Raw genomic sequence first — 20,608 nt, 5'->3', positions numbered from 1 at the left:
ATATCTCATCTCCTTCTCATCTCTGGATACAATTGTTTATTTAATTCAATTAATTTTCGAAGTTGAGAATTAGGAATGTCTGGATATACTCTTCTTAACTCCATTATATCTCTTGCTAATAATTGTCTTGCACTCTCAATTCCTTTTGAACTTCTCGAAACTATTCCCCTAGGACCTTTTCTTGTATGTCCAGCTTTTGGTACTAATATTGCTGGTGCATTATTTGGATCATAATTTCGAATGAATTTTTTCATAATTACTTTTTGTCCAACATGATGTGCATCTAACCCCGGTACACCTTTTATTTCTTTATATAATCCTACATCATACTTACTAAATTTACCCGTACCCTTAGCACTCTTCCCAATCGCTCCCCCCTCAACGTTCTTTATCATGTTGAGGGATACATCTTTCGCTTCATTCATCCCTCCCTGAAATGCTAAGCCCACATCGCCGGCATATGCCGGCTGCCAGGAAACGGAGGCAATGCTTTCGACGAATTCATCCCACTGCTTCTTAAACAGGCGGGCGGTTTCCGTCAACGGCGCTTTGACGACTTGATGGTAGATTGTTTGGAAGAACCCTTTTATTTTATCACCGTGCACGACATGTTTCACTTTCGACAAGGTGGAAGCGGTGTCGAGCGCCTTCGCTCCCTTGATCGCTGCTTTTCCGGCTATGCCGGCGCCTTTGGCCGGTGGAACAACCGACAATAGCAACATCCCGCCTGCCAGCAGCCGATCTCCCGCTGACAGGCGCTCCCCAGTGACCGGATCGTACTCGCCGAATAGTCGTTGCACGTCGTACCATCCGAGAAACTCCAACCCCAATTCCTTCATATTGTCGGCGAGCGTTTGGTCCGCTTGGCGCATCGCGGCGGCGGTGCGATACAGAAGTTCTTCGGCTTCGTTCAGTTTGTCTTCATAACGCTTCAGCCAATGAACGAGTTCATCCCTCAGCTCTTCGATCGCGGGTGTGCTGACGCCCGGGAGATTCATCACAAGGGAGGAGAGCTCCCACGATAACGTCGTCCGTGCCCGTTGGCACGCATCTTCCGCTTCGGGAATATGTCCGGCGACCGTTTCCAACTCATCAGGCTTCAATCGAATCATAGTGGATTACAACTCCTCTATCTTTCGACGAAGACGGGCGATTTCCCTGCTGATTTCGTCAACCAATTCATCCGCCGTCGTCCCAATTCGTGTCTCGAGTTGCTTTAAATCAGCATAAATCCACTCATACGCTTCCCGCGCCTCTCCTTGCCAGTGCGGAATATATTCATCGTTGGCGCGATGAAAGCTGCGAATGCCATCTCGGAATTCTCCCATTGCTTCATGCACTTGCCCTTGGTAAGACCGTAAAATGGAGATCGCTGTTTCGTATGCTCTCCTCTTTATTTCCTTTTCAATTGACTCTAACGTCGATGACACTTGGATTCCCTCCCCAATTTCATGTTCCTCACTCATCGTCTCACCTGTCCGCAATGCCCCCTTGCATCCCCCGTTAAACTCCTTAACGGACAAACTGTTTCATTCGGGGGACGACGATCGCAAACATCGCTGCAAGCAGTGCGAAAATGAGAATCCCAAACACCCAAAGCAAATGGGACGAATTCGTTGCTTCCTCCTCATTCGATGCGGGACGAGACGAGGTGGTTATTTCCTTCGCTGATGAAAACAGCTTTAACTTTTCGGCTTTCGTGGTGATCGTATTGGTGTTTCGCTCTGAAGATAAAAACAATTGCGCTTTTGTCCGCTCCAAAACAGAAGGAGTCGATCGCTGAAATGTCAATGTCAACTGTTCTTTTGGAAGCTCTTTTTTCCCGTTTAAAAGTGACTGCTCCCGAATATAGTCTGTGCGCAATTCAACGGGGTTCCTCTCATATTGGTTTGGTTCCACTGATGGCCCTTCATCCGCCTTTACCTCCTTCGCCACTGTCATTAACAACAACAGGACAAGAAGGAAAAGGAACGAAAAACGCCCCTTATCCTTCATACATTTCCCCCTCCTCTTGTTGGTCGGCAAGGCGATGTTTCAAAAACGGGACAGCCGCCATCAATAATGACAGAACCCCCATCATTACGACGGTCGAATAAAAGATTTGTTGATCTCCGTATTGAATCGATATATACGTTTCTGCAATCGGATGCTCAAAATGGAAGTTAGGCAACACTAAATCGAGCAATGGAGTGATGAAGAAAAGTACAAGCCCGACTCCAAGAATCCAACCGGTAAACGGTCCGATCAAAAATGCCAATCGAACCATCGAAGAACAGAAGAATAACAAAACGATCGTCAACACGCTCCACTTGATGGCTCGCACATCTTGCATCGGATAAATTTTCAAGCTATAGATATTGATGATTAACCCAACCACCACATTCATCAGGAGCAATAGAGCAAGCTGCAACATGAATGGGCTATTAGAATAATAATGAAGGAAGAAACCGATGAGCATGCCGCACAGCAAAACAATGATCAACACTACAACCGGCGGCGTATACGTCGTTTGTTCCTCTGGTAAATCGCCCCTTACTTGCACAGGGTTTGTTAAATAATCGTACACATAGCCATTGGCCTGTTGATCGATCATCGTGTTGTTTAAAAGGCGATATACGTCATTGCGAATTTGCTTTGTCGTATTCACATTGGCCGCCCATTTATCATTCAATTCGTCTGCTTTCGTTTGAACTGAATCTATTTTTTCATGCAGTTCATTTGTATAATCAACAATGTGATCTTGATCTTCGGCAATCGAGGCGATGAGATCGGAAATTTGTTGTACATCTTGCATCGTGTTTTGTTGGATCGTTATGACAAATTCCCCATCGTTTCCTCTCCAAATCTCTTCTGTTTGTTGTCCTTCATTTACCGCCTCTTGCAGTTGCATCGTCACTTCGCTCACCGCATCGCTGAGCTCCTGCAACTGGCCTGTGATCGTCTCTTGCATTTTTTGCACGTTTTCATCGTATTCCTGTATATACCCAAGCGTTGTCTCTATAAATGATTCTGTACTTTCTTCAGCCGCTTCCACTTCTTTCAGCGAAGACGCTGAGTGTTGCTCCAGCTCCTCAAAATACCCTCGCACATCCGATAGCATCTGGAAAATAGCATCTCTTTGATTCCAATTCATCAAGAGCTGATCAACTAACTCTTCATCAAAACGAGTTGTTTGCTGCACTGCCTCGTCGAAAATCGATAACCATGCAAAATAGTCTAGAAGATCGGCTGTATTTCGATTTTGAATCACCGCTTCAAAATGAGATGACAACACTTGTTTGCGGCTTTCTGGCAGCGCCGGCGACGCGAGAACCGCCTGTTCCTTTTCCTTGATTTGCTGCACAATATCGTCGATCGAATCGGCTTTTCCTTCAGTTAATTGTTTGTTCAGCTGTTCGACGAGTTGTGCATATTTTTGCTGCCATTGCTGTTGCAAAGCGAGTTGTTGTTGCCACGCTTGTTTCGTCTTTTCCATTTCCGTCTCAAGTTGGCTTATCGAACCTTCAATATGCTCCCAGCTTTCCTGCGGACTCTGCGGTTTGAACGCTTGCCATTGTGCTTTCAAATTGGCAAGTTGTTGCTGCAATGCATCCAACAAATTCTCATCGGCAGGTTGCGGTGGCGCTTCAATTGGTGCCGGTTGCTCTTCGTCTGTTTGGCCCGGGGAAGGAGATTGCAGTTTTTGTCGAAACTCAATGAGCGACTGCTGCAAACGATCGAGCGTTTGATTGTTGACTTCTATCTGATACTGACGAACAAACTCTTTCTTCCATGTGAGCAACTGTTCAAATTGTTCCTGAACCGTTGATTGTTTCAGCTGCTCATTGAAGGTCATTAGTGATGTGTGGCTTTCTGCCACCGTGTTTCGCAAAGTGGTGATTGATTCAAGTAAATTTTGCTCTTGATGGCGAACGTCCGGCTTCACCTCCCATGGCTTCCCGAGCATCAAATCCATTCGTTCGTTAAATCTCTTTTTGTATTCATGAATCCCCTCTTGCAGAAGTTCGTTTTGCCGTTGTTGATATTCCCTGTATTGGCTCAGGCTGTCAACAAAAGCGGTGATTTCTGCTTCCGCCTCTTCGATTCCTTGCAAAGTGCCAGCGGAAGAATCTTTCGCATTGTTCGATGCCTCAAGCAGCTCCTGCAGCATATCTTTTTGCCTTTTAATCTCTTCGGCGAGTTTGGCTGAGCTAGGGGTATAAAAAGCGTACATCGCCTTCTGGAACGCGATTTCTTTTTCTAAGATGTCGTTAAATTTCTTCCGAATCGCCGCTATCTCTTGCGCCACGTAACTCCAATAGAGGGTGGACATTTTTTGATTGATCATGTTTTTGGATGCTTCAAGTTCTCTTTGCACCCGTTCCCTATGCTTCGCATCCAAATTCGGCTGGATTTTATATTGCACTGTGGCTTTTAATGGTTGCTTGTCATTAAACGATAAAATGTTTCGAGAAAAATCAGAAGGCAAATACACGACTGCATCGTATTCATTGTTTTTCAACCCGTTCTCCGCCTGACTGCGGTTCACTACCGACCAATGGTAACTTGAACGGTCGGCAAGGGCGGGGACGATCTCCTTGCCAAAGAAATAGGTTTTCTGATCGTATTTCGCCCCCATATCTTCATTGACAACGGCAATATGATTGGTCGCCTTGTTTGTTTGTTTCATTGGGTTTTGGCCAATGAAAGCAAAAAACAGTACGGGAAGGCTGACAATGAAGATGATCAATCCAATCAATTTCGCGATTTTCCATTTTCCATTCATATCCGTTCTCCCGATCCTTTGATTTATTCGACTTTTGGAATTTGGATTTTTTGGTCTTTTCCACCAACGACAAAATAGCCAAATCCCGGTTCAATTTCTTGTTCGTTTCTTGTAAAAGGCAATGCAAACAAGCTTTGCTCAGATTTTTTCGTTACGAGAATGGCCTGACGAATTTGTTTCAACTCCGCTGTCAATGCGTCAAACCCTTTCACAAATTCATTGGCATTTCCAGCAACAAACACATGGAATCCAAGATGGCTGTACTGCTTCATCATGTTGGCAATCCGGCCTTGCATGATGCTGTCGGTTTCTTGCTGAAGGCGCAAGAGGCTGTCAACGACGAATACAACCGGCGGCCACGCCAACGTTGTCGCACGATTTTCGTTGACTGCTTGAATATACTCCCTCTCTCGTTGTTGCAACACAGCATCCGCTTCGTTCAACCACTGCGCTAGTCTCTCTTTTGCTTCTATATAAGTAATGTCGTCCCGATTCGCGTAGCCGGCGAGTCCCCGGTCGATTCCATCCAATAAGCCGATGCTTTCCGGTTCTTGCACAAGTAAGGACTCTAAAATGACCTTGACCACGTTTGTTTTTCCTTTTCTTGATTGCCCGACAATCAAGCAGTGCGGATCCGTCCGCATGTTGATCGCCACTGGGCGAACCGTTTGCTCATCGAGCCCAACAGGAATGAATCCTGAAGCTCGGTGTTGAACATACGTGTTTGTAAAGACGGACATTGACAGCCGCGGTGGAAGCATTGGAATCGGTTTTGGCTTCGGTATGTGTTGATATACTTCTTTTAATCGTTCCATTTCTCGTTTGACATTCTCGAGCACTTCGATATCGTCTTCCCCGTCAGCCGGAAGATAGATTTGCGTTAAAGCTGCATTATCTTTTTTTACCAGCGCCCTGCCCGGAATCGGATCAACATCGTACGGCGTTCGCCCAATCAGCGAAAACTTTTCCGAACTGTCAATGAAGTAATGAACAATTTTTGTTTTTAAATTGTTCATAAGCGGCGGGCGAATTCCACTCACTCTTGTCGCTGTCATGATGAAAAAGATTCCAAGGGATTGCCCGTCGCGGGCATATTGAATCAACTGCGTTTCAAAGTCAGGCATTTCCTCTTTTACAACATCAAAATTGTCAAGTGCCACTATAATAATGGGAAGCTTCTCTTCTGACAGCGCATTATATAATTTAATCGTGCTCACTTCTTTTTCCATAAACCGTTGTTTGCGCTGCTCCATTTCCTCTTTCATGAACTTGATGAACTTTTCTATTTTCTTTTCATCGTCTAACCGAAAGTAGTCAGCTGTATGCGGCAACTGGCGCAACGGCAATAACGCGCTGTTTCCAAAATCAAAGATGTAATAATGAAGCTGCGCCGGGTTGTAGGCACCCGCAAAACTTAGAAGTAGCGTCATCATCGTCGTTGATTTTCCGTATCCTGCCGAACCAAAAATACCAATATTCCCATCTTCAAGCCATTGATAGAAATAATCAGACTGACTTTGCAGTTCTGGCTCGTCTTTTAAGCCGATCGGAAAGGCATTGGCCTCCGCTGTCACTGAGGCTGGGCGCGCTAAACGTGGAGGAAGCGGCGGAAGCCATGGGCTTGGTAATTTTTCGATGTTTAATTGTTTTTGTGTCTCAATGATTTGCTCGACTACCATTTCAATTTCCGTTTTTGGCTTTTGGCGGCTTCGCTTCCGATCCGTCGCCACATTCGACACCGGCACAAGACCTAAATCGGTCACGATATGAATTTCATCCTCCGCCTCGACTCCTTCCTCCACATATGGTGCACCGCTCCATGCGGATTGAAACAGTTCGTATACTTCATTATTCCCAACTTGCAGATAAGCTCTTCCCGGCACTGTGATCGCTGCGGCGTCACCATTTCTCAAAATCTCTTTGCTGTCATTTACATCTTGCATTTTTAAGCTGATCCGAAAGCGAGCATTGCTCCAAATTTGTTCGTCAATGACACCCCGTGGCTTTTGCGTTGCCAAAATGAGATGGACGCCCAAGCTCCGGCCGATGCGAGCGGCGCTTACTAATTCACGAATAAAGTCCGGCTCTTCGCTTTTCAATTCCGCAAATTCATCGGCGATTAAAAATAAGTGTGGTAAAGGCTGTTCTGCTTTGCCTTGTTTGTACAATTCCATGTAGTCATTAATATGGTTGACTTCATAACGATCAAAAAGGCGCTGCCGTTTTTTCAATTCGCTGTTGATGGACGCGAGCGCCCGAGCGCTGAAGTTTTTGCTGCCATGAATGTTTGTGATCGTGCCGAGTAAATGCGGCATGTTCTTAAACGGTTGCGCCATGCCGCCCCCTTTGTAGTCAATAATTAAAAAGGCGACTTCATGCGGATGGAAATGTACTGCTAATGACAAAATGTACGTTTGCAGCAGTTCACTTTTCCCCGATCCCGTCGTTCCAGCGACTAACCCGTGCGGCCCGTGCGCTTTTTCATGCAAATTTAATTCGACAACGTCGTTTCGCCCCTTCAATCCAATTGGGACGGCCAACGAACGGGACGTTTGACATGACAACCAGTTTTGGACGATCTGCAGCTCATTTGCCCGGCGTGTTTGCATCATTTCTAAGAAAGTTACTTTTTCTGGTATTGAATTGCTCATTCCTTTTTGATGATTCAATGAGCGTAGCATTCGGGCAAATGATTCATTTCCTTCTGTTGAATGCTCATCCAGCTGAAACGGAATATGTGCCGCCTTCCGATGCTGAATGACAATCTCACCTTCCCGCTCGTTAATGTATTGCACGAGCGTATGAACGTTTTCCGTTAAGCTCTCCTTCGTCTCTGAAGCAAAAATAACGGAAATGCCAATGTCTTCATTTTTTTCTTCCAAATACTCTAAAATCACATGTTCCGCAATTAACGAACGGTCGGCTACAATAAACACAAAATGTGGGGAGAACCGTTTTTTGTCTTTCTCTTCGTCCAAGGCACGCTCCCGCAACATCTCGTATATCGATGACAGCAATTGATCACGCGTCTGCTCGTTATAAATGAGCCCTTTGGCGAATGAATTCGGCAATTGAAAATGCGGGAGCCATTTCATCCATTCCCAATGCTTATAATCATCCTCTGAGAAAATCGCCACAAACCGCACATCATGATAGCTGTGGAAAAACGCGATTTGACCCACCAACTGCTCAATTTCACCGTTCACAATGGATCGTTTCCCAACCATTCCGATCGCTCCGTGTGACACATCAATTGGAAGCGGCACATGTTTTACGGTTTGATACACCTTGGCTATATGTTGTGCCTGCTCCAACAAATCATCGATTTCCCGGTTGGCCAAATCGCCCATGCTCACTGACACCTCATAAGTGGCCGGCACGTCCGCCGTTCCGATTCGCACATGAAGAAAATCGGCGCTCTCCGCCGTTCTTTCCCAAATGCGGCTGTTCACTTGCATGACGAATGATTTCATCTGCTCAAAGGACGGAAAATGATAGTATAATACGTTTCTTTGTTTTTCGGATAACGCTTGAAGCTCTTCCCTCTTTTGCTCCAAGTAATTTGTATAAATGCGCCGACGTTTTTCTTTTCTCATTTGGCGTGCCTTTTTTTCCCGCATATATTGCGCTGTCGATGTTACGATCGTCGTTGCAAACATGGCAATCGAAATCATAATGAAAACGCCCCGAGGCTGTATGAGAGCCACCGCGCCAATCACTAGCAACATCATAACCGGCGGCAACACCATCAACCATAAACCACGCGGGTCACCGTCCCCTTCCTGACTCGGGAATGAAATGCTCACTTTGTCGCTCGGCAACTCATAAATCATACGCGGCGTCCGACGGTACATCGGATATTTTTTCTTCATCTCGGAAAGAGGCGGCATCGTTTCGGTCAGCGATGAAACCACCTCTTCGCTACTGGTCACCGCAAGCAAATCTTCTTCGATAAACACAAACTGCATATATGGACATAAAAGAACATCGCCGTTTCGCAGCGACACAGCATCGGATAGCTGCACCCCATTTAAAAACAATGGAGCATCATCGTCTGGGATGACGACCCATTGTCCCCGATGCTTTCGCAACGAAAAGCGGGCATTCGTTGTCTCAATATCTGCTTGAGGATCATTGGAGACAAGCACCTCGCTTTGTTGCCCGACATAATAAACATATTTTCTCTGTTCTTCACCGCTCCATGCGATCGTCATTTGTTGCCCATCAACGTCAACCGTAATGGAACATCCGGGCTTTAGCTCGCCGATCTGTCGGCCTCCTTGCAATACCGCAAGCGTCGAGCCGTCCGATTTCTTTTCGATTTGGATATATCCGTTGCGAAATGAAAAAGATGAAACGGTCACGTGGTGTTCTAACTGATTGCCAATGACAATGACCTTCTCTTCGTTTGTCAGCGAAAACAGTTGGCAATACGTTTCATACAAAACCCATAGTTGGCTCATACAATCCTCTCCTAAGATGCCCACAGCTGCGCTTTTTTACTTTTGGGACTTTTGATTGTTAGTAGCAGACGGTTCATGCGACGATTGCGTTGTCTCACTAGATGAATCAGCGGCTGGCGTGGAGGCCGGCGGCTGTTGTTCGCTTTGTTGTTCTTCCTCTAATTGAGCTTCGCTCTCTTTTCGTTCCCTCTCGTATTCCTTTATTTCCTGATCAATTTCATCCAATTTTTTCTGTTTTTCGTCCCCTGACAAATCTGCATCGCCCTTTATTTGTTCTCGATATTTTAAAAGCGCGTACACAATTAAATCCCGATCCTCTATCGTCCGCGCCAATTCAAGCGCCTCTTCACTTTGACCACGGCCGATGTAAATCCAATACAACATATATTGCTCATCTGTTTTGAGCGTAATATTGTTCGATACCGTTTGACGCTGCTCTTCTGTGAGAGATTCCGTCATGACATAAGAAGAAGCAAGCTCGTACTGAATGACATATGGCATGTCTTCGGGCGCATAATCTTCCAACGTGGTAATGACATCGCTATATTTATTTTGCAAAAACAACTCTGTACTTTGGATATAGGCCTCTTGCTTCGGCTGCGCAAAAAAGAAAGAATAAAATACATAGATGATTGCAGGGATTAACAATCCGATGACCGAAAAAAATATGTACCTTTGCATGTTCCATCTTTTTTTGGGAATGTGCACTTTAGCCCGTTCTTTTGCCTCTTCTTCATCCACCCATTTCTCTAAAACTGCTAACACCGCATCCAAATGATCCGCTTGCCATAATTCCTTCGCAATCGGGGAACATTTCAACGTTTCATGAAACTTCAAGTATTCGTCAAAGCGATATTCGCCTTCCGTCAAAGCAAGCACCGTCGCTTTCACTTCACGAAGAAGGCGCTCGTCATCCCACTCATCAGGGGGCAAACTTTCTTTCACGCCCACATGTAGAAAAAACGGCTCCAATGCCCGGTTAAACATCAGGTTTTCCGGACAGACGATGAAAATCAATCGGCGAGCGGAATGATGCTTCACCTTGGAAACAAGATGGAGAGCGGCTCTGATGCGAGAAAGTAATGTGGTCTTTCTTATCGCCGCAAACGTCAAAAACGATGAAGGCGGTTTGATCACCACTTTTACCTCATCTTCGGATACATCGATGTCCCGCACGATGCAAGGGTCAACTTCCTTTAGCACCTCTAATTCCAACGGATCCTGCATTTTCAATTTGGCGCGCTGAAAGATGACCGTATATGGCTGATCATTGATCATGACAGCATCTAGTTGCGTTTCCAAATACGTCTTTTTTTCACTCATAATAAAATAATGCTCCTTATCCCATTCTCGATGGTTACAAAATCACAATGCGGTCCCCATTGGTAATACCGCTCGCCTGTAATGTCGCACAACCAGGGAAGACCGCTTGTTTATTTTCAACCCGCACCCAGCAGCCTTCCCTCGGTGGCGTCGATATGTTTTTTAACTGCCAAACAATCTCCACCATCTTCTTAATCGAATACAGATCGGATAAACGAAGATCTAGTACATCGTGCGTATAATGGCGAAGGTCAATCGTGACCTGAATATACATGGTTGGGAATCCTCCGATTATATACATGCTCATTGAAAAATGAAGCTTCATTGTTGCCTGCGGCGACCTCCCCATCCGATAGGCGGCACCTACATGGGCTTGGAAGGAATGGTCGCAACACTCACGGTGTTCAAGAGGAACAGCATTGAACTCTTTATCTAACATGCATACAGAAAAAAGCGCCATAATCTTTTGTAAGATTTGTAGCGCTTTTTTCCGAATGTCTCCCTTTATCCGCGAATTTGGCTGGCAATTTGTTGATCCGTGTCTTCCAAAATGGTAGCGGAATTGTGCAATTGTTGCCCCACTTCGTTCAATAGAACAGCCATTTTTTCAAATGATGGGCGCAACTCTTGATACTGTTGGATAAACGCTTCGCTCGAAGCACCTTCCCAAATCCCTTGAAGCGTATGACTCATTTGATCGAGCCTTGCAATGAGTTCGGTGACATTAGAACTCTCAACGTTATATTGTCTGGCAACACCACGCAGTTCTTCCGGTGTGAGACGAATCACGCCTGCCATTTTCCAGTCCCCCTTTAACCAGATTTTTCCCCTACAATTTTAAACAAGAAAATTACCATCAAGCAACAATATAAATACATTTATATAAAAATAAGTATTTTATACCATATTTTATTAATCTCAGTATCTACTTTTTTCATATCCACCTTAATAAAAACGACTGAAAATAAAAAAAATGGTGAATATAGACCTATGTCACTAGGCTCCGACCATTCGAAGGCACTTTTTATCTTGTTCTCTTCCGGCTGTCCCCCTGTTTATCTCCGATGAGAATTTTTATCCCTTCATCTCTCGTACGATTACATCGTAATACAAAGTGATGTTCTGTCCCCTCATATCGTTGATCATATTCGTATAGCGCAGGGCAGCTGTCTTCATGCTGTTTTGATACATTTCACACTGCCATTCGTTCCTCTTTTGATATTGCTCGATCGCTTCATTGGTTTTATCAGCTATTTTTCCCTGCATGTCCTTCATGGCGTCACGGACCACTTGCACTAAATCCCTGTCGCATTCCTGCATTCGATGCAACAGTTGAATAAATCCCGTTGCCTTGTCCATCAAATCTTGCTCCACATCAAAATGGTAAAGCATATTCAATTGTCTCATACGTAACATCCCTCTTTACTCATAGCGCAAATCAAAAAGATTGGCTAACTGCTTGTCTTTCTCAAAAAACTGCTCAAACGCCTGTTTGATGTTGGCGATGAGCTCCCTCCCTTTGGCAATCTCTTGTTCGTAGGACGCAAACATTCCTTCAAACGCATCAGGAATGGACGGATCCATCGTAGGAATCGACTCATGCACATCAATTCGACGCAATACATACACTTGTTGCGCGTCATACGAAAACGAGCCCAACAAGTGCTGGTAGGCGCTTGGGTTTTGTTCCATGTCTTCGATCTTTCTTATGAGCTGTCGCTTTCTCCCCTCAAAATCTTCGACATACTCTTGGATATAAAGCCGCTTTATCTGACGCAACACCGCTTCTTTCTCCTCCGTAATGCGCAGCCCCTTCTGATATAGACGTACCGCTGACGATATGTTCAGGCGAATCTTTTTCGTCCCCTTTTCCGTCTCGATCCACCCTACTAAGATCATATTCCCTTGCTTGTCATACTCTCTTCCTTTTGCGCGTGCGAGGGTGTTGATCACCTTATGCAGCGAATGCGCGTCGACACTCGTAACCGCAGCTTCTCTCACATCAGCCATATGTCGGTTAATCGTCTGAAGCCGGGCGAGGATATCCGTCACATAATGTTTGATCTGTTTGAACACGACAAATAGTGCGATCCCCGATGAAAGCCCCCCGAGCGCCATGAACCAAACCGCGTTGTTCCGCACATCGCTCAATATCTGATCCAGCTTCTTGACATCTTGCTCAATATGCTTCACTTCCTGCGAAATCGCTTCTTTTTGTTCCATGGTGAGAAAACCGGAGTCGACGAATGCCTGCAGAATCGCCTCTTTATGTCGCTGCAATATTTTTATATGTTTTAACAATTCCGGGATTTTCTCTCTCATGTCCTTGAACATATCGCTTACTTTTTCCACGATGTCAGGCATGTTCCATACATAATCGCCCACATCATATTGTGTAAGCGATTCGATCCACTCGAGATCGACCCCTGTCATCGCTTGGACGACCCCGTCCAAGCCCTTTTCATTGTATACATCCGCATATTGCGAGAAATACAGTTGAATCGCCTTTACATCTTGATCAGGGATCTTCTCAATCAAGCCCTTGAGGCTCGTAAATTGGTTGTTCGTATCGATCCAGTCACGGCTGCCTATATCAATAAATCCCCGCACCCCGCTCACCGCATACAGCAGATCCTCCTGAGCAGTCAAATGATGGATCGAATGTTCATCTACGCGCTTCTTATAATATTCCTCCGCAAACGCCTTCAACTCCGCAGGGGGGAGAGAGTAGATGGCGTTGTCATTTTGTATAGACTCAATATCAAATTTTTTCTCTATTTCTTTTCGAAAACCACGATCTATATACGCCAAATGATAAACACTTGGTGGTGCATCATTGATCACATAGACTTGATCAAACACTTTCTCAATGAGCTGGAACATTTGTGCATGATTGCCACCTAACGAATGACCAAGCCCTATTGCCTGGAGTTTTATAGTCGCTCCTCTCTGATTTAATTCCTCGTTAATTTTTTCGGTCACTATTTTATCGAAACGAAATGCGTGGCTATATTGTTTGTGACTTTTCCCCACAAAGATCCCAAAGAGATTATAGGCCCAATCAAGTGGCTTCCACGTATCATGTTCCGACATTTCACTTCCACGAGTGATTGTATATTTTTGATTAATACCTTGTTTCTCATCGTAAAAATGAATAATCGTGCCGTCAAATCCGAAATCCTTCCCCTTTTTAAAATCGTCTGAACGATAGACTTTAATGTAGGCGGGAGGTTCCTTTCCCGTTTCTTCTATATAAATACGGCGAATTTCCGCTTCCGTCAAACGATCATATTCTAACGCCATGATTCTCGCACGCAACAGATCCGTATCTAACACAAGTTTTTGCGACACAGCGTATCCCTTCCTTAATCATAAAACGTAATAGACCTCATCAACATTTTGGCTGTTTTTTCTTCTTCCTCCACCTTTACTTGGCAACTTTTCCTAGCATCATTGCAATTTACTGAATATATAAATAAAACTCCTTGATGGCTATTGTTTGATTTAATATAACTAAAAAACAAATATTCCGTATCATGTTTATCATCCACCGAAATGTCTTTTTGGCTTTTGGCAAAATAAATAGTTTTGTCATTATATTCTTGTTTCATATATGAACCGTTATAATCCGCATAAGCCCGAGAGGATAATAAATATAAATTGGTTTCAATATCCTCCATGTGCTCACCTTGTTCATATTGAAGATCTATAGAATAGTCTAAATTTTCCTCCTCATTGTCCCATCCGATAGCTAATGATTCGAAATCCTTTCCATCTCTTTCATACAGCCATTTTGCCACTACAGCGTCTTTAGGAAATAACATCGTATACCCATCTGTTTTCGATTGAAACAAATAGTACCCTTCTTTGACTTCTTTCGTTGATGCCATAAACTCACGAGTAAATTCATCCTGAAACGCTACCGTGTCCGGCCATTTCTTCGGCTGTTCTTTCTGTTCATCCATGTGACATCCTCCCATCAATACAAGTGCTGATAACCATAACGCTTGCCAATATTTTTTCAACGGCATCCATTCCTTTCCACTCTGTTCCATTCTATCCATACGTATCATATGACAATGGTCTTTTTAATAAAAAGTGCTATTTTATCCATTTTTAGATAGAAATAACGAGGAATTTTGTCCGTTTTTTGAGGACAGCAGGGGAATTCAATCGCTGCTGACGAATAAAAAGCGAGAATAAGCGAGGGAGAAAAAAGAAAACCCGACTTGGTATGCAAGTCCCCATTTATTGTTTATATGGCTTTAGCACCAAACTCTAAAAGCTCTCTATCATCACTTTGTTGCCCCCGATCAAGTGACTTCCACGTATCATGTTCCGACATTTCACTTCCACGAGTGATTGTATATTTTTGATTAATCCCTTGTTTCTCATCGTAAAATGAATAATCGTTCCATCAAAGCCGAAATCCCTCCCCTTTTAAAATCGTCTGAATGATAGACTTTAATATAGGCGGGAGGTTCCTTTCCCGTTTCTTCCATATAAATACGGCGAATTTCCGCTTCCGTCAAATGATCATATTCTAACGCCATGATTCTCGCGCGTAACAGATCGGTATCCAACACTAATTTTTGCGGCATCATCCCCCCCTCCTTTCAATCTTGAAATTTAATAGAGTGCATTAACATTTTCGCTCGTTCTTCTTCTTTGGCCACGTCGATGTGACATTTCTTATTTATATCATCACAACCAATTGTATATATAAATTGCACTGCTTGATGACTATGATTCGATTTAATAGAGGCAAAAAACTTGTAGACAACGTTCTGTTTTCCATTGTTCGATGTATGCCGTTCTTTTTTGGCGAAATAAATCGTCACCTTATCTCCTTTCATTTTTTTATATTCTCCATCATAATTCGCATAAGCTCTTGACGATAATAGAAATAGATTCGTATCTATATCTTCCGTTATTTCGTCATTTTCATAAATGACATGGATAGTATATGCGACATTTTCCTTTTGTCGACTTCCCCTTATAAATGAACGTTCGTACTCTTTTTCATGCTTTTCATACAACCCTTCGTCCATTCTCGCTTCTTCTGGAAACAACATTGTAAAACCACCTGTTTGTGAACGGAACAAATAATATCCGTCCTTTACTTCCTTCGGCGACACGAGAAACTTTCGGGTATACTCATCCTGAAACGCGACCGTGTCCGGCCATTCCTTCGGCTGTTCTTTCTGTTCCTCCATGTGACATCCTCCCATCAATACAAGTGCCGATAACCATAACGCTTGCCAATATCTTTTCAAGGCCACCCATTCCTTTCCACTCTGTTCCATTCTATCCATACGTATCATATAACAATGCCCTTTTTAATAAAAAGTGCTATTTTATCCATTTTTAGATAAAAAGAACGAGGAATTTTGTCCGTTTTTTGAGGACAGCAGGGGAATTCAATCGTTGCTGACGAATAAAAAGCGAGAATAAGCGAGGGAGAAAAAAGAAAACCCGACTTGGTATGCAAGTCCCCATTTATTGTTTATATGGCTTTAGCACCAAACTCTAAAAGCTCTCTATCATCACTTTGTTGCCCCCTGATCAAGTGACTTCCACGTATCATGTTCCGACATTTCACTTCCACGAGTGATTGTATATTTTTGATTAATCCCTTGTTTCTCATCGTAAAAATGAATAATCGTGTCGTCAAAGCCAAAATCCTGCCCCTCTTTAAAATCGTCTGAATGATAGACTTTAATGTAGGCGAGGGGCCTTTCCCGCTTCTTCCATATAAATACGGCGAATTTCCGCTTCCGTCAAATGATCATATTCTAACGCCATGATTCTCGCGCGTAACAGATCGGTATCCAACACTAAGTTTTGCGGCATGATGCTCTCTCCCTCAATCTTGAAATTTAATAGAGTGCATTAACATTTTCGCTCGTTCTTCTTCTTTGGCCACGTCGATGTGACATTTCTTATTTATATCCTCACAAGTAATCGAATATATAAATTGCACTGCTTGATGACTATGATTCGATTTAATAGAGGCAAAAAACTTGTAGACAACGTCCTGTTTCCCATCGATCGATGTATGCTGTTCGTTTTTAGCGAAATAAATCGTCACCTTATCTCCTTTCATTTTTTGGGTCTTCACCATTTTCTGTGATTTCTACTCAATCCTAGAGACATGTTAGCTGGATGAAATAGGTTCATCAGTCAGGATCCTTCTTCCGCATACAGACCACGAAGTTGGTAGAATGGAAACAGTCAAGTGCTTTCCTTGACGGGTTCCATTCTATCAACTATCATACCGATAGCGGAAGAAGGGAGCGCTTAAGCAGCCTGACTGCCTGTAGTGTTCCCTGTACACTCCAGAAATACACGCAAACGAAACCGTTCTAGATTTCGATAGCCATATGCCCGGCGTTTGATGTTTTTGATCTTGTGATTCGTCCCCTCAATTCGGGCATTCGTATATGGGCACAAAAAGTAGGAAAGAATAGGCTCCTTCCACCTTTCAAGCGTGTTGGCTGCTTCCTGAAAAGAAGCAAAAGGGCTCTGTTCGGCTAACCTCTTGAATGGTGGAACCTTCGCAAAGTTCATACAAGTACTCACAAAATCGATTGGTGTAGTGTTGATTGGGTGAAATCGATTCCAAAGAGGCGGAAAACACTTGGGAACCATTCCAGCACCGATAGCGCTTTACCTTTACGAACAAGTTCACCGGTTGATGGAAAATCGCCAAATCCCGTACTTTTCTTGTCCGTCTGTCGTGGACAGAGGAAGTGGCAAACCCACAATGAGGGCAACGTTCCTGTGTCTCTGTTTTCTCTACATGAATCGCATAACCATAGGAAAGAAGTTCTTGTTTAATCACTTTAAATTCTGGCAATCCTAGTGATATAGAAAGCACTTACGAGACCTCCTTAATGTTTATTTCACCACTAACATTATTGCCAGGATCTCGTTAGTGCTTTCTCCCCGAGTTCGACAGTCACTAGGCAAACAAAATGCCTCTCGCCCCTTGATACAAAAGGGATCGGAGGCATTTGGGCACACTTCGGGCGTGTATCTAGGTGCGAGGGTGGATGCCTAGAATCTTTGGAGGAGGTTCCAGCCCTAGAGCCGCAAGGAATAGCGCTTGTTTGGCCGTCAGTTCGGTTCGTTGATAAAGGTCGCCGTTTTTTGAAGAAAAATGTCCAAGCATGAGACGCTCGCATTCGTCTCTTACTTTCGGCCACGATTCATGAGTTCGGATCTCCACGATCCGAACCAGCAAGAGAGCCAGCCAACTGAGCAGCACATGCGCCCGGATACGGTCTTCCAAGCGATGATACATGGGGCGCAGCTCGAGTGTTGATTTCAACGTCCGAAAGGCCTGCTCGATATCCACCAGTTGCTTATACCCGAGCGCGACATCCTCGGCAGACAAGGTGTCATCGGAGGTTCGGATGAGATATTTGCCATCGTACGTTTCCGCTTCACGAACCGCTTGCTTGTCGATGCGAAGCGTTCCATCCTTCAATTGACGCAAGTATTTTCCGTAGGACGGATGGGAACGCAGCCGGCAGGTGGCCTTATGATGAGCTTCATTGGGGAGTTGGCGAAGCCCCTCCAACTCCTCTTTCAGCGATTCGAGCAGCGTTTCCCGTTCCTTGCGTTGGCGTTCGGCTTCGCTGGGATTGTACACGAGAACATAGCGCTGACGCGCTTCTCCGTCGCCCACGATGATTTCTTTGATATGCAAGTTCTCGCGAACTTGTTGGTAGCGCCCGCGACGGTTTAGGGCCTCTTCGACGGCGGCTTTGCCGGACCGCATTTTTTCGCCGACAATGTAGTGTCCCCCGGCCTGTTGCAAGATTCGCAAATTCTCTTCAGACGAAAATCCGCGGTCCATCACGCTGATCACACGCCCAAGCTTCCAGCCAATCAAGTCTTGTTTCACCTGTTTGATGACCGTCATATCCATCGTATTGCCAGGCCATACCCAAGCGCGAATGGGGACTCCTTCCCGGGTAACGGCCAGTCCAATGACGATTTGGACCAAATCGGGACGCTTATCTTTGGAAAACCCCTGCTTTCGAAGCGATTCTCCTTCTGGTGTTTCGGATGGATCCACTTCGAAGTACGACGAAGTCGTATCAAAGTAAATCAAATCGACTTCCAGGTTCAATAAATCGGCCACGGCATGGAACACTTGGCGTTCCAATTCCGGCTGCACAGCCAGCAGCTCATCCATCGCCCGGTACAACTGGTGGCTGGCGACTTGGGGAAGATGAGGGATATGCACGTCTTTCTCCACCCACTCCTCCATCGCCAACTTGCTTGACGGATGAAGGGCACGATTCGCCACCATGGCAAAAATCAGCCGTTCCAACGGAATCTGATGATGTCGGGAGGCAAACAAGGAGTGGAGAATCTCTCCCAATCCCAGTTGTCTCCAGAGCTGATCCAAAAGCCAAGCGCCACCAAGGCGTTTGCTTGATTGAAACTGAAAGTCATCCGACACTTCTCCTGTCAACGTCTCGATTTCCCAAGCCTGCTCAGGAGAAAGGAATCGCGAAATGCTTTTGGCCAGACGCTCCAAGACAGCGCGATCCACCTCGTCTTCGCGCCCAAACGAATAAATCACCTTCGCTTTCGCATATTTGGCCTTCGGATCCCATTCGTTGTGAGCAAGCTGGAGATACGCCACGGTCGTTCCATCTTTGTTTTTGCGTGTTACTCGCCGTATGTACATGCCTATATTATAACCGATATTCAGCTGTTTTAAAAGTTAAAATAAACAAGTCGTGTGCCTATGAAATTCAGTGTTTTTTTCTAGGATCCGCATCGCGAAATCTTTGATATAACAGCATTTTGGCCATTTTCATTTGCCTAAAATGGCCTCAAAACTGTCGAACTCGGGTTCTCTTTTTTGTCACTAAATCACAAAATTTGGTGATGAACCAAAAAATATCGGTCATAAGGCCATCGTTAACAAAATGAGTGACCATTTATCCCCTTTGCAGGGAAATATGTTTCCGTTTCGCTTGATGTTTTAATCAAGCGCGTTCAACAGTAAAAAAGGGAATGATAGTAACATACGTTTTTGTGAAATGGTGTGTCACTTTAAACCGCTATGATTGGATTGGATGTCTTTGCATTGTTAATAGTGTCTGTGACTGTTAGGAGGAATTTTATGGCTTTCTCTGTATCAGTCGAAGATTATACTCTAACTACTCCGATTTACAGATTTGAAGAGTTTTCTTATGAGGATATGCCAATGCAGCAGAAATTCTTTTTTATGAAGGAATATTGGCTGTTATTATGTGAAAGTGCAAAAAGAACAGCACTTTTCATGCTGTTAAAAATGGTTGGGAAGAGTATCCTCTTGTGGAGATCCATGATACGTATGTCAACAGTGGCGATAATAGTAAAAAACCCCGTATTTCAGGTGTTACTTTGGAAAAAATGGATTTGTGTAAAAGCATTTTGCCTAGAACAAAAGAAAAAAGGTAGGGTATTCTCTGATTGGACGAAAAACATTCCAGAGAAAGGAGAACCCTACCTATGTCTAAAAGTGTATCGAATATCGACTGGGCAAATCAACTGGAAAGTGTCATTCGTCAGTTTGTGAAGGAAAATGATCATGCGGGAAGAAATCAAACTGTCAGAGAGAATATTTTCCTATCAGGCTAGGCTGTCGAAAATGATTTTTTTCGAAAATTTGAGCCTTGAAAATTCTGTTTTGACAAAAATGGAGTTAACGATAAAGTTAAACGATGAGTCGCCGAAATCGCATAAAAAACAGCAAAAAGCGGATTTATTTTCCAGACGGAGAGAAGGGCACGATTCGAAGCAAAAGAAGCGGATGCGGTGGCAAATACAAGATGATTCCATCAATATGCCAACTTTTTTCTCTACGCCAAGCCAACGGATAAAAAAGCGTTTATAAGCGTTCAAAATTCGCCCGTCAACGCGTTTGAACCGATCGGGCATGAATTTCTCCAAAAAGAAAAAACGCCTGTAAGTGCCGTTTTTTTCTTTTTGCGTTTCACAAAATGTTTTTTAGTGCAGCTAACGGTCTCTTGGACGCGCTTCGCATGGA

At 44.2% G+C, this 20,608-nt stretch carries 18 protein-coding genes and 1 pseudogene; 2 read left to right on the top strand and 17 right to left on the bottom strand.

Annotation, left to right across the window (positions count from 1 at the left end):
* Positions 1-5: 5 nt before the first annotated feature.
* From NSQ22_RS02650 to NSQ22_RS02570, 17 genes and pseudogenes are all read right to left on the bottom strand, one after another.
* Positions 6-1,112 (bottom strand): pre-toxin TG domain-containing protein, encoded by a 1,107-nt coding sequence (locus tag NSQ22_RS02650; protein WP_011886774.1) that lies wholly within the window; start codon positions 1,110-1,112, stop codon positions 6-8.
* A 6-nt stretch (positions 1,113-1,118) separates the two neighbouring features.
* On the bottom strand, positions 1,119-1,430 hold the full coding sequence (locus NSQ22_RS02645; RefSeq protein WP_029761876.1) for a DUF5082 domain-containing protein: 312 nt from the start codon (positions 1,428-1,430) through the stop codon (positions 1,119-1,121).
* Between the two features lie 82 nt (positions 1,431-1,512).
* Positions 1,513-1,995 carry a type VII secretion protein EssA gene (essA, locus tag NSQ22_RS02640; protein ID WP_081157542.1) on the bottom strand — a complete coding sequence of 161 codons (483 nt, stop codon included), beginning with the start codon at positions 1,993-1,995 and terminating at the stop codon, positions 1,513-1,515.
* Positions 1,985-4,765 (bottom strand): type VII secretion protein EsaA, encoded by a 2,781-nt coding sequence (gene esaA, locus NSQ22_RS02635; RefSeq protein ID WP_008881173.1) that lies wholly within the window; start codon positions 4,763-4,765, stop codon positions 1,985-1,987. The genes essA and esaA overlap by 11 nt, the downstream gene beginning before the upstream one ends.
* 23 nt (positions 4,766-4,788) lie before the next feature.
* Positions 4,789-9,228: a type VII secretion protein EssC gene (gene essC, locus NSQ22_RS02630; protein ID WP_081157541.1), complete on the bottom strand. Its 4,440-nt coding sequence runs from the start codon at positions 9,226-9,228 to the stop codon at positions 4,789-4,791.
* A gap of 36 nt (positions 9,229-9,264) precedes the next feature.
* Positions 9,265-10,551: a type VII secretion protein EssB gene (essB, locus tag NSQ22_RS02625; protein ID WP_081157540.1), complete on the bottom strand. Its 1,287-nt coding sequence runs from the start codon at positions 10,549-10,551 to the stop codon at positions 9,265-9,267.
* Between the two features lie 34 nt (positions 10,552-10,585).
* Complete coding sequence (locus NSQ22_RS02620) at positions 10,586-10,825, bottom strand: EsaB/YukD family protein (protein ID WP_008881176.1); 240 nt, start codon at positions 10,823-10,825, stop codon at positions 10,586-10,588.
* A 230-nt stretch (positions 10,826-11,055) separates the two neighbouring features.
* Positions 11,056-11,349 (bottom strand): WXG100 family type VII secretion target, encoded by a 294-nt coding sequence (locus NSQ22_RS02615; protein ID WP_008881177.1) that lies wholly within the window; start codon positions 11,347-11,349, stop codon positions 11,056-11,058.
* Between the two features lie 276 nt (positions 11,350-11,625).
* Positions 11,626-11,958 carry a hypothetical protein gene (locus NSQ22_RS02610; RefSeq protein WP_008881178.1) on the bottom strand — a complete coding sequence of 111 codons (333 nt, stop codon included), beginning with the start codon at positions 11,956-11,958 and terminating at the stop codon, positions 11,626-11,628.
* 15 nt (positions 11,959-11,973) lie between these two features.
* Positions 11,974-13,902 carry a DUF6792 domain-containing protein gene (locus tag NSQ22_RS02605; protein ID WP_081157539.1) on the bottom strand — a complete coding sequence of 643 codons (1,929 nt, stop codon included), beginning with the start codon at positions 13,900-13,902 and terminating at the stop codon, positions 11,974-11,976.
* Between the two features lie 14 nt (positions 13,903-13,916).
* On the bottom strand, positions 13,917-14,606 hold the full coding sequence (locus tag NSQ22_RS02600) for a hypothetical protein (protein ID WP_339264136.1): 690 nt from the start codon (positions 14,604-14,606) through the stop codon (positions 13,917-13,919).
* A gap of 336 nt (positions 14,607-14,942) precedes the next feature.
* Positions 14,943-15,152, bottom strand: coding sequence for a DUF6792 domain-containing protein (locus NSQ22_RS02595; RefSeq protein WP_311088794.1), 210 nt, complete (start codon positions 15,150-15,152; stop codon positions 14,943-14,945).
* Positions 15,153-15,167: 15 nt separating this feature from the next.
* Positions 15,168-15,767, bottom strand: coding sequence for a hypothetical protein (locus tag NSQ22_RS02590; protein WP_099233569.1), 600 nt, complete (start codon positions 15,765-15,767; stop codon positions 15,168-15,170).
* 330 nt (positions 15,768-16,097) lie between these two features.
* Entirely contained in the window at positions 16,098-16,274 is a 177-nt protein-coding gene (locus tag NSQ22_RS02585; RefSeq protein ID WP_311089733.1) for a DUF6792 domain-containing protein, read from the bottom strand.
* A complete protein-coding gene (locus tag NSQ22_RS02580; RefSeq protein ID WP_255350164.1) occupies positions 16,270-16,404 on the bottom strand; it encodes a hypothetical protein in 135 nt (44 codons plus the stop codon). The genes NSQ22_RS02585 and NSQ22_RS02580 overlap by 5 nt, the downstream gene beginning before the upstream one ends.
* Before the next feature lie 447 nt (positions 16,405-16,851).
* Positions 16,852-17,431 (bottom strand): annotated as a pseudogene (locus tag NSQ22_RS02575) (transposase).
* A gap of 159 nt (positions 17,432-17,590) precedes the next feature.
* Positions 17,591-19,258: an IS1634 family transposase gene (locus NSQ22_RS02570; RefSeq protein WP_172437878.1), complete on the bottom strand. Its 1,668-nt coding sequence runs from the start codon at positions 19,256-19,258 to the stop codon at positions 17,591-17,593.
* Between the two features lie 441 nt (positions 19,259-19,699).
* Between NSQ22_RS02570 and NSQ22_RS02565 the strand changes: the two genes are divergently transcribed.
* Both NSQ22_RS02565 and NSQ22_RS02560 read left to right on the top strand, forming a co-directional pair.
* Positions 19,700-20,137, top strand: coding sequence for a hypothetical protein (locus tag NSQ22_RS02565; protein WP_099233000.1), 438 nt, complete (start codon positions 19,700-19,702; stop codon positions 20,135-20,137).
* Positions 20,138-20,149: 12 nt separating this feature from the next.
* Positions 20,150-20,455 (top strand): hypothetical protein, encoded by a 306-nt coding sequence (locus NSQ22_RS02560; RefSeq protein ID WP_081157653.1) that lies wholly within the window; start codon positions 20,150-20,152, stop codon positions 20,453-20,455.
* Positions 20,456-20,608: the final 153 nt, after the last annotated feature.

Origin of the sequence: Geobacillus sp. FSL K6-3411, assembly GCF_037965715.1 — a bacterium.
Classification (GTDB): domain Bacteria; phylum Bacillota; class Bacilli; order Bacillales; family Anoxybacillaceae; genus Geobacillus; species Geobacillus thermodenitrificans.
Note: the sequence above shows the minus strand (reverse complement) of the source record. Positions and strands in the feature narration are given on the sequence as shown.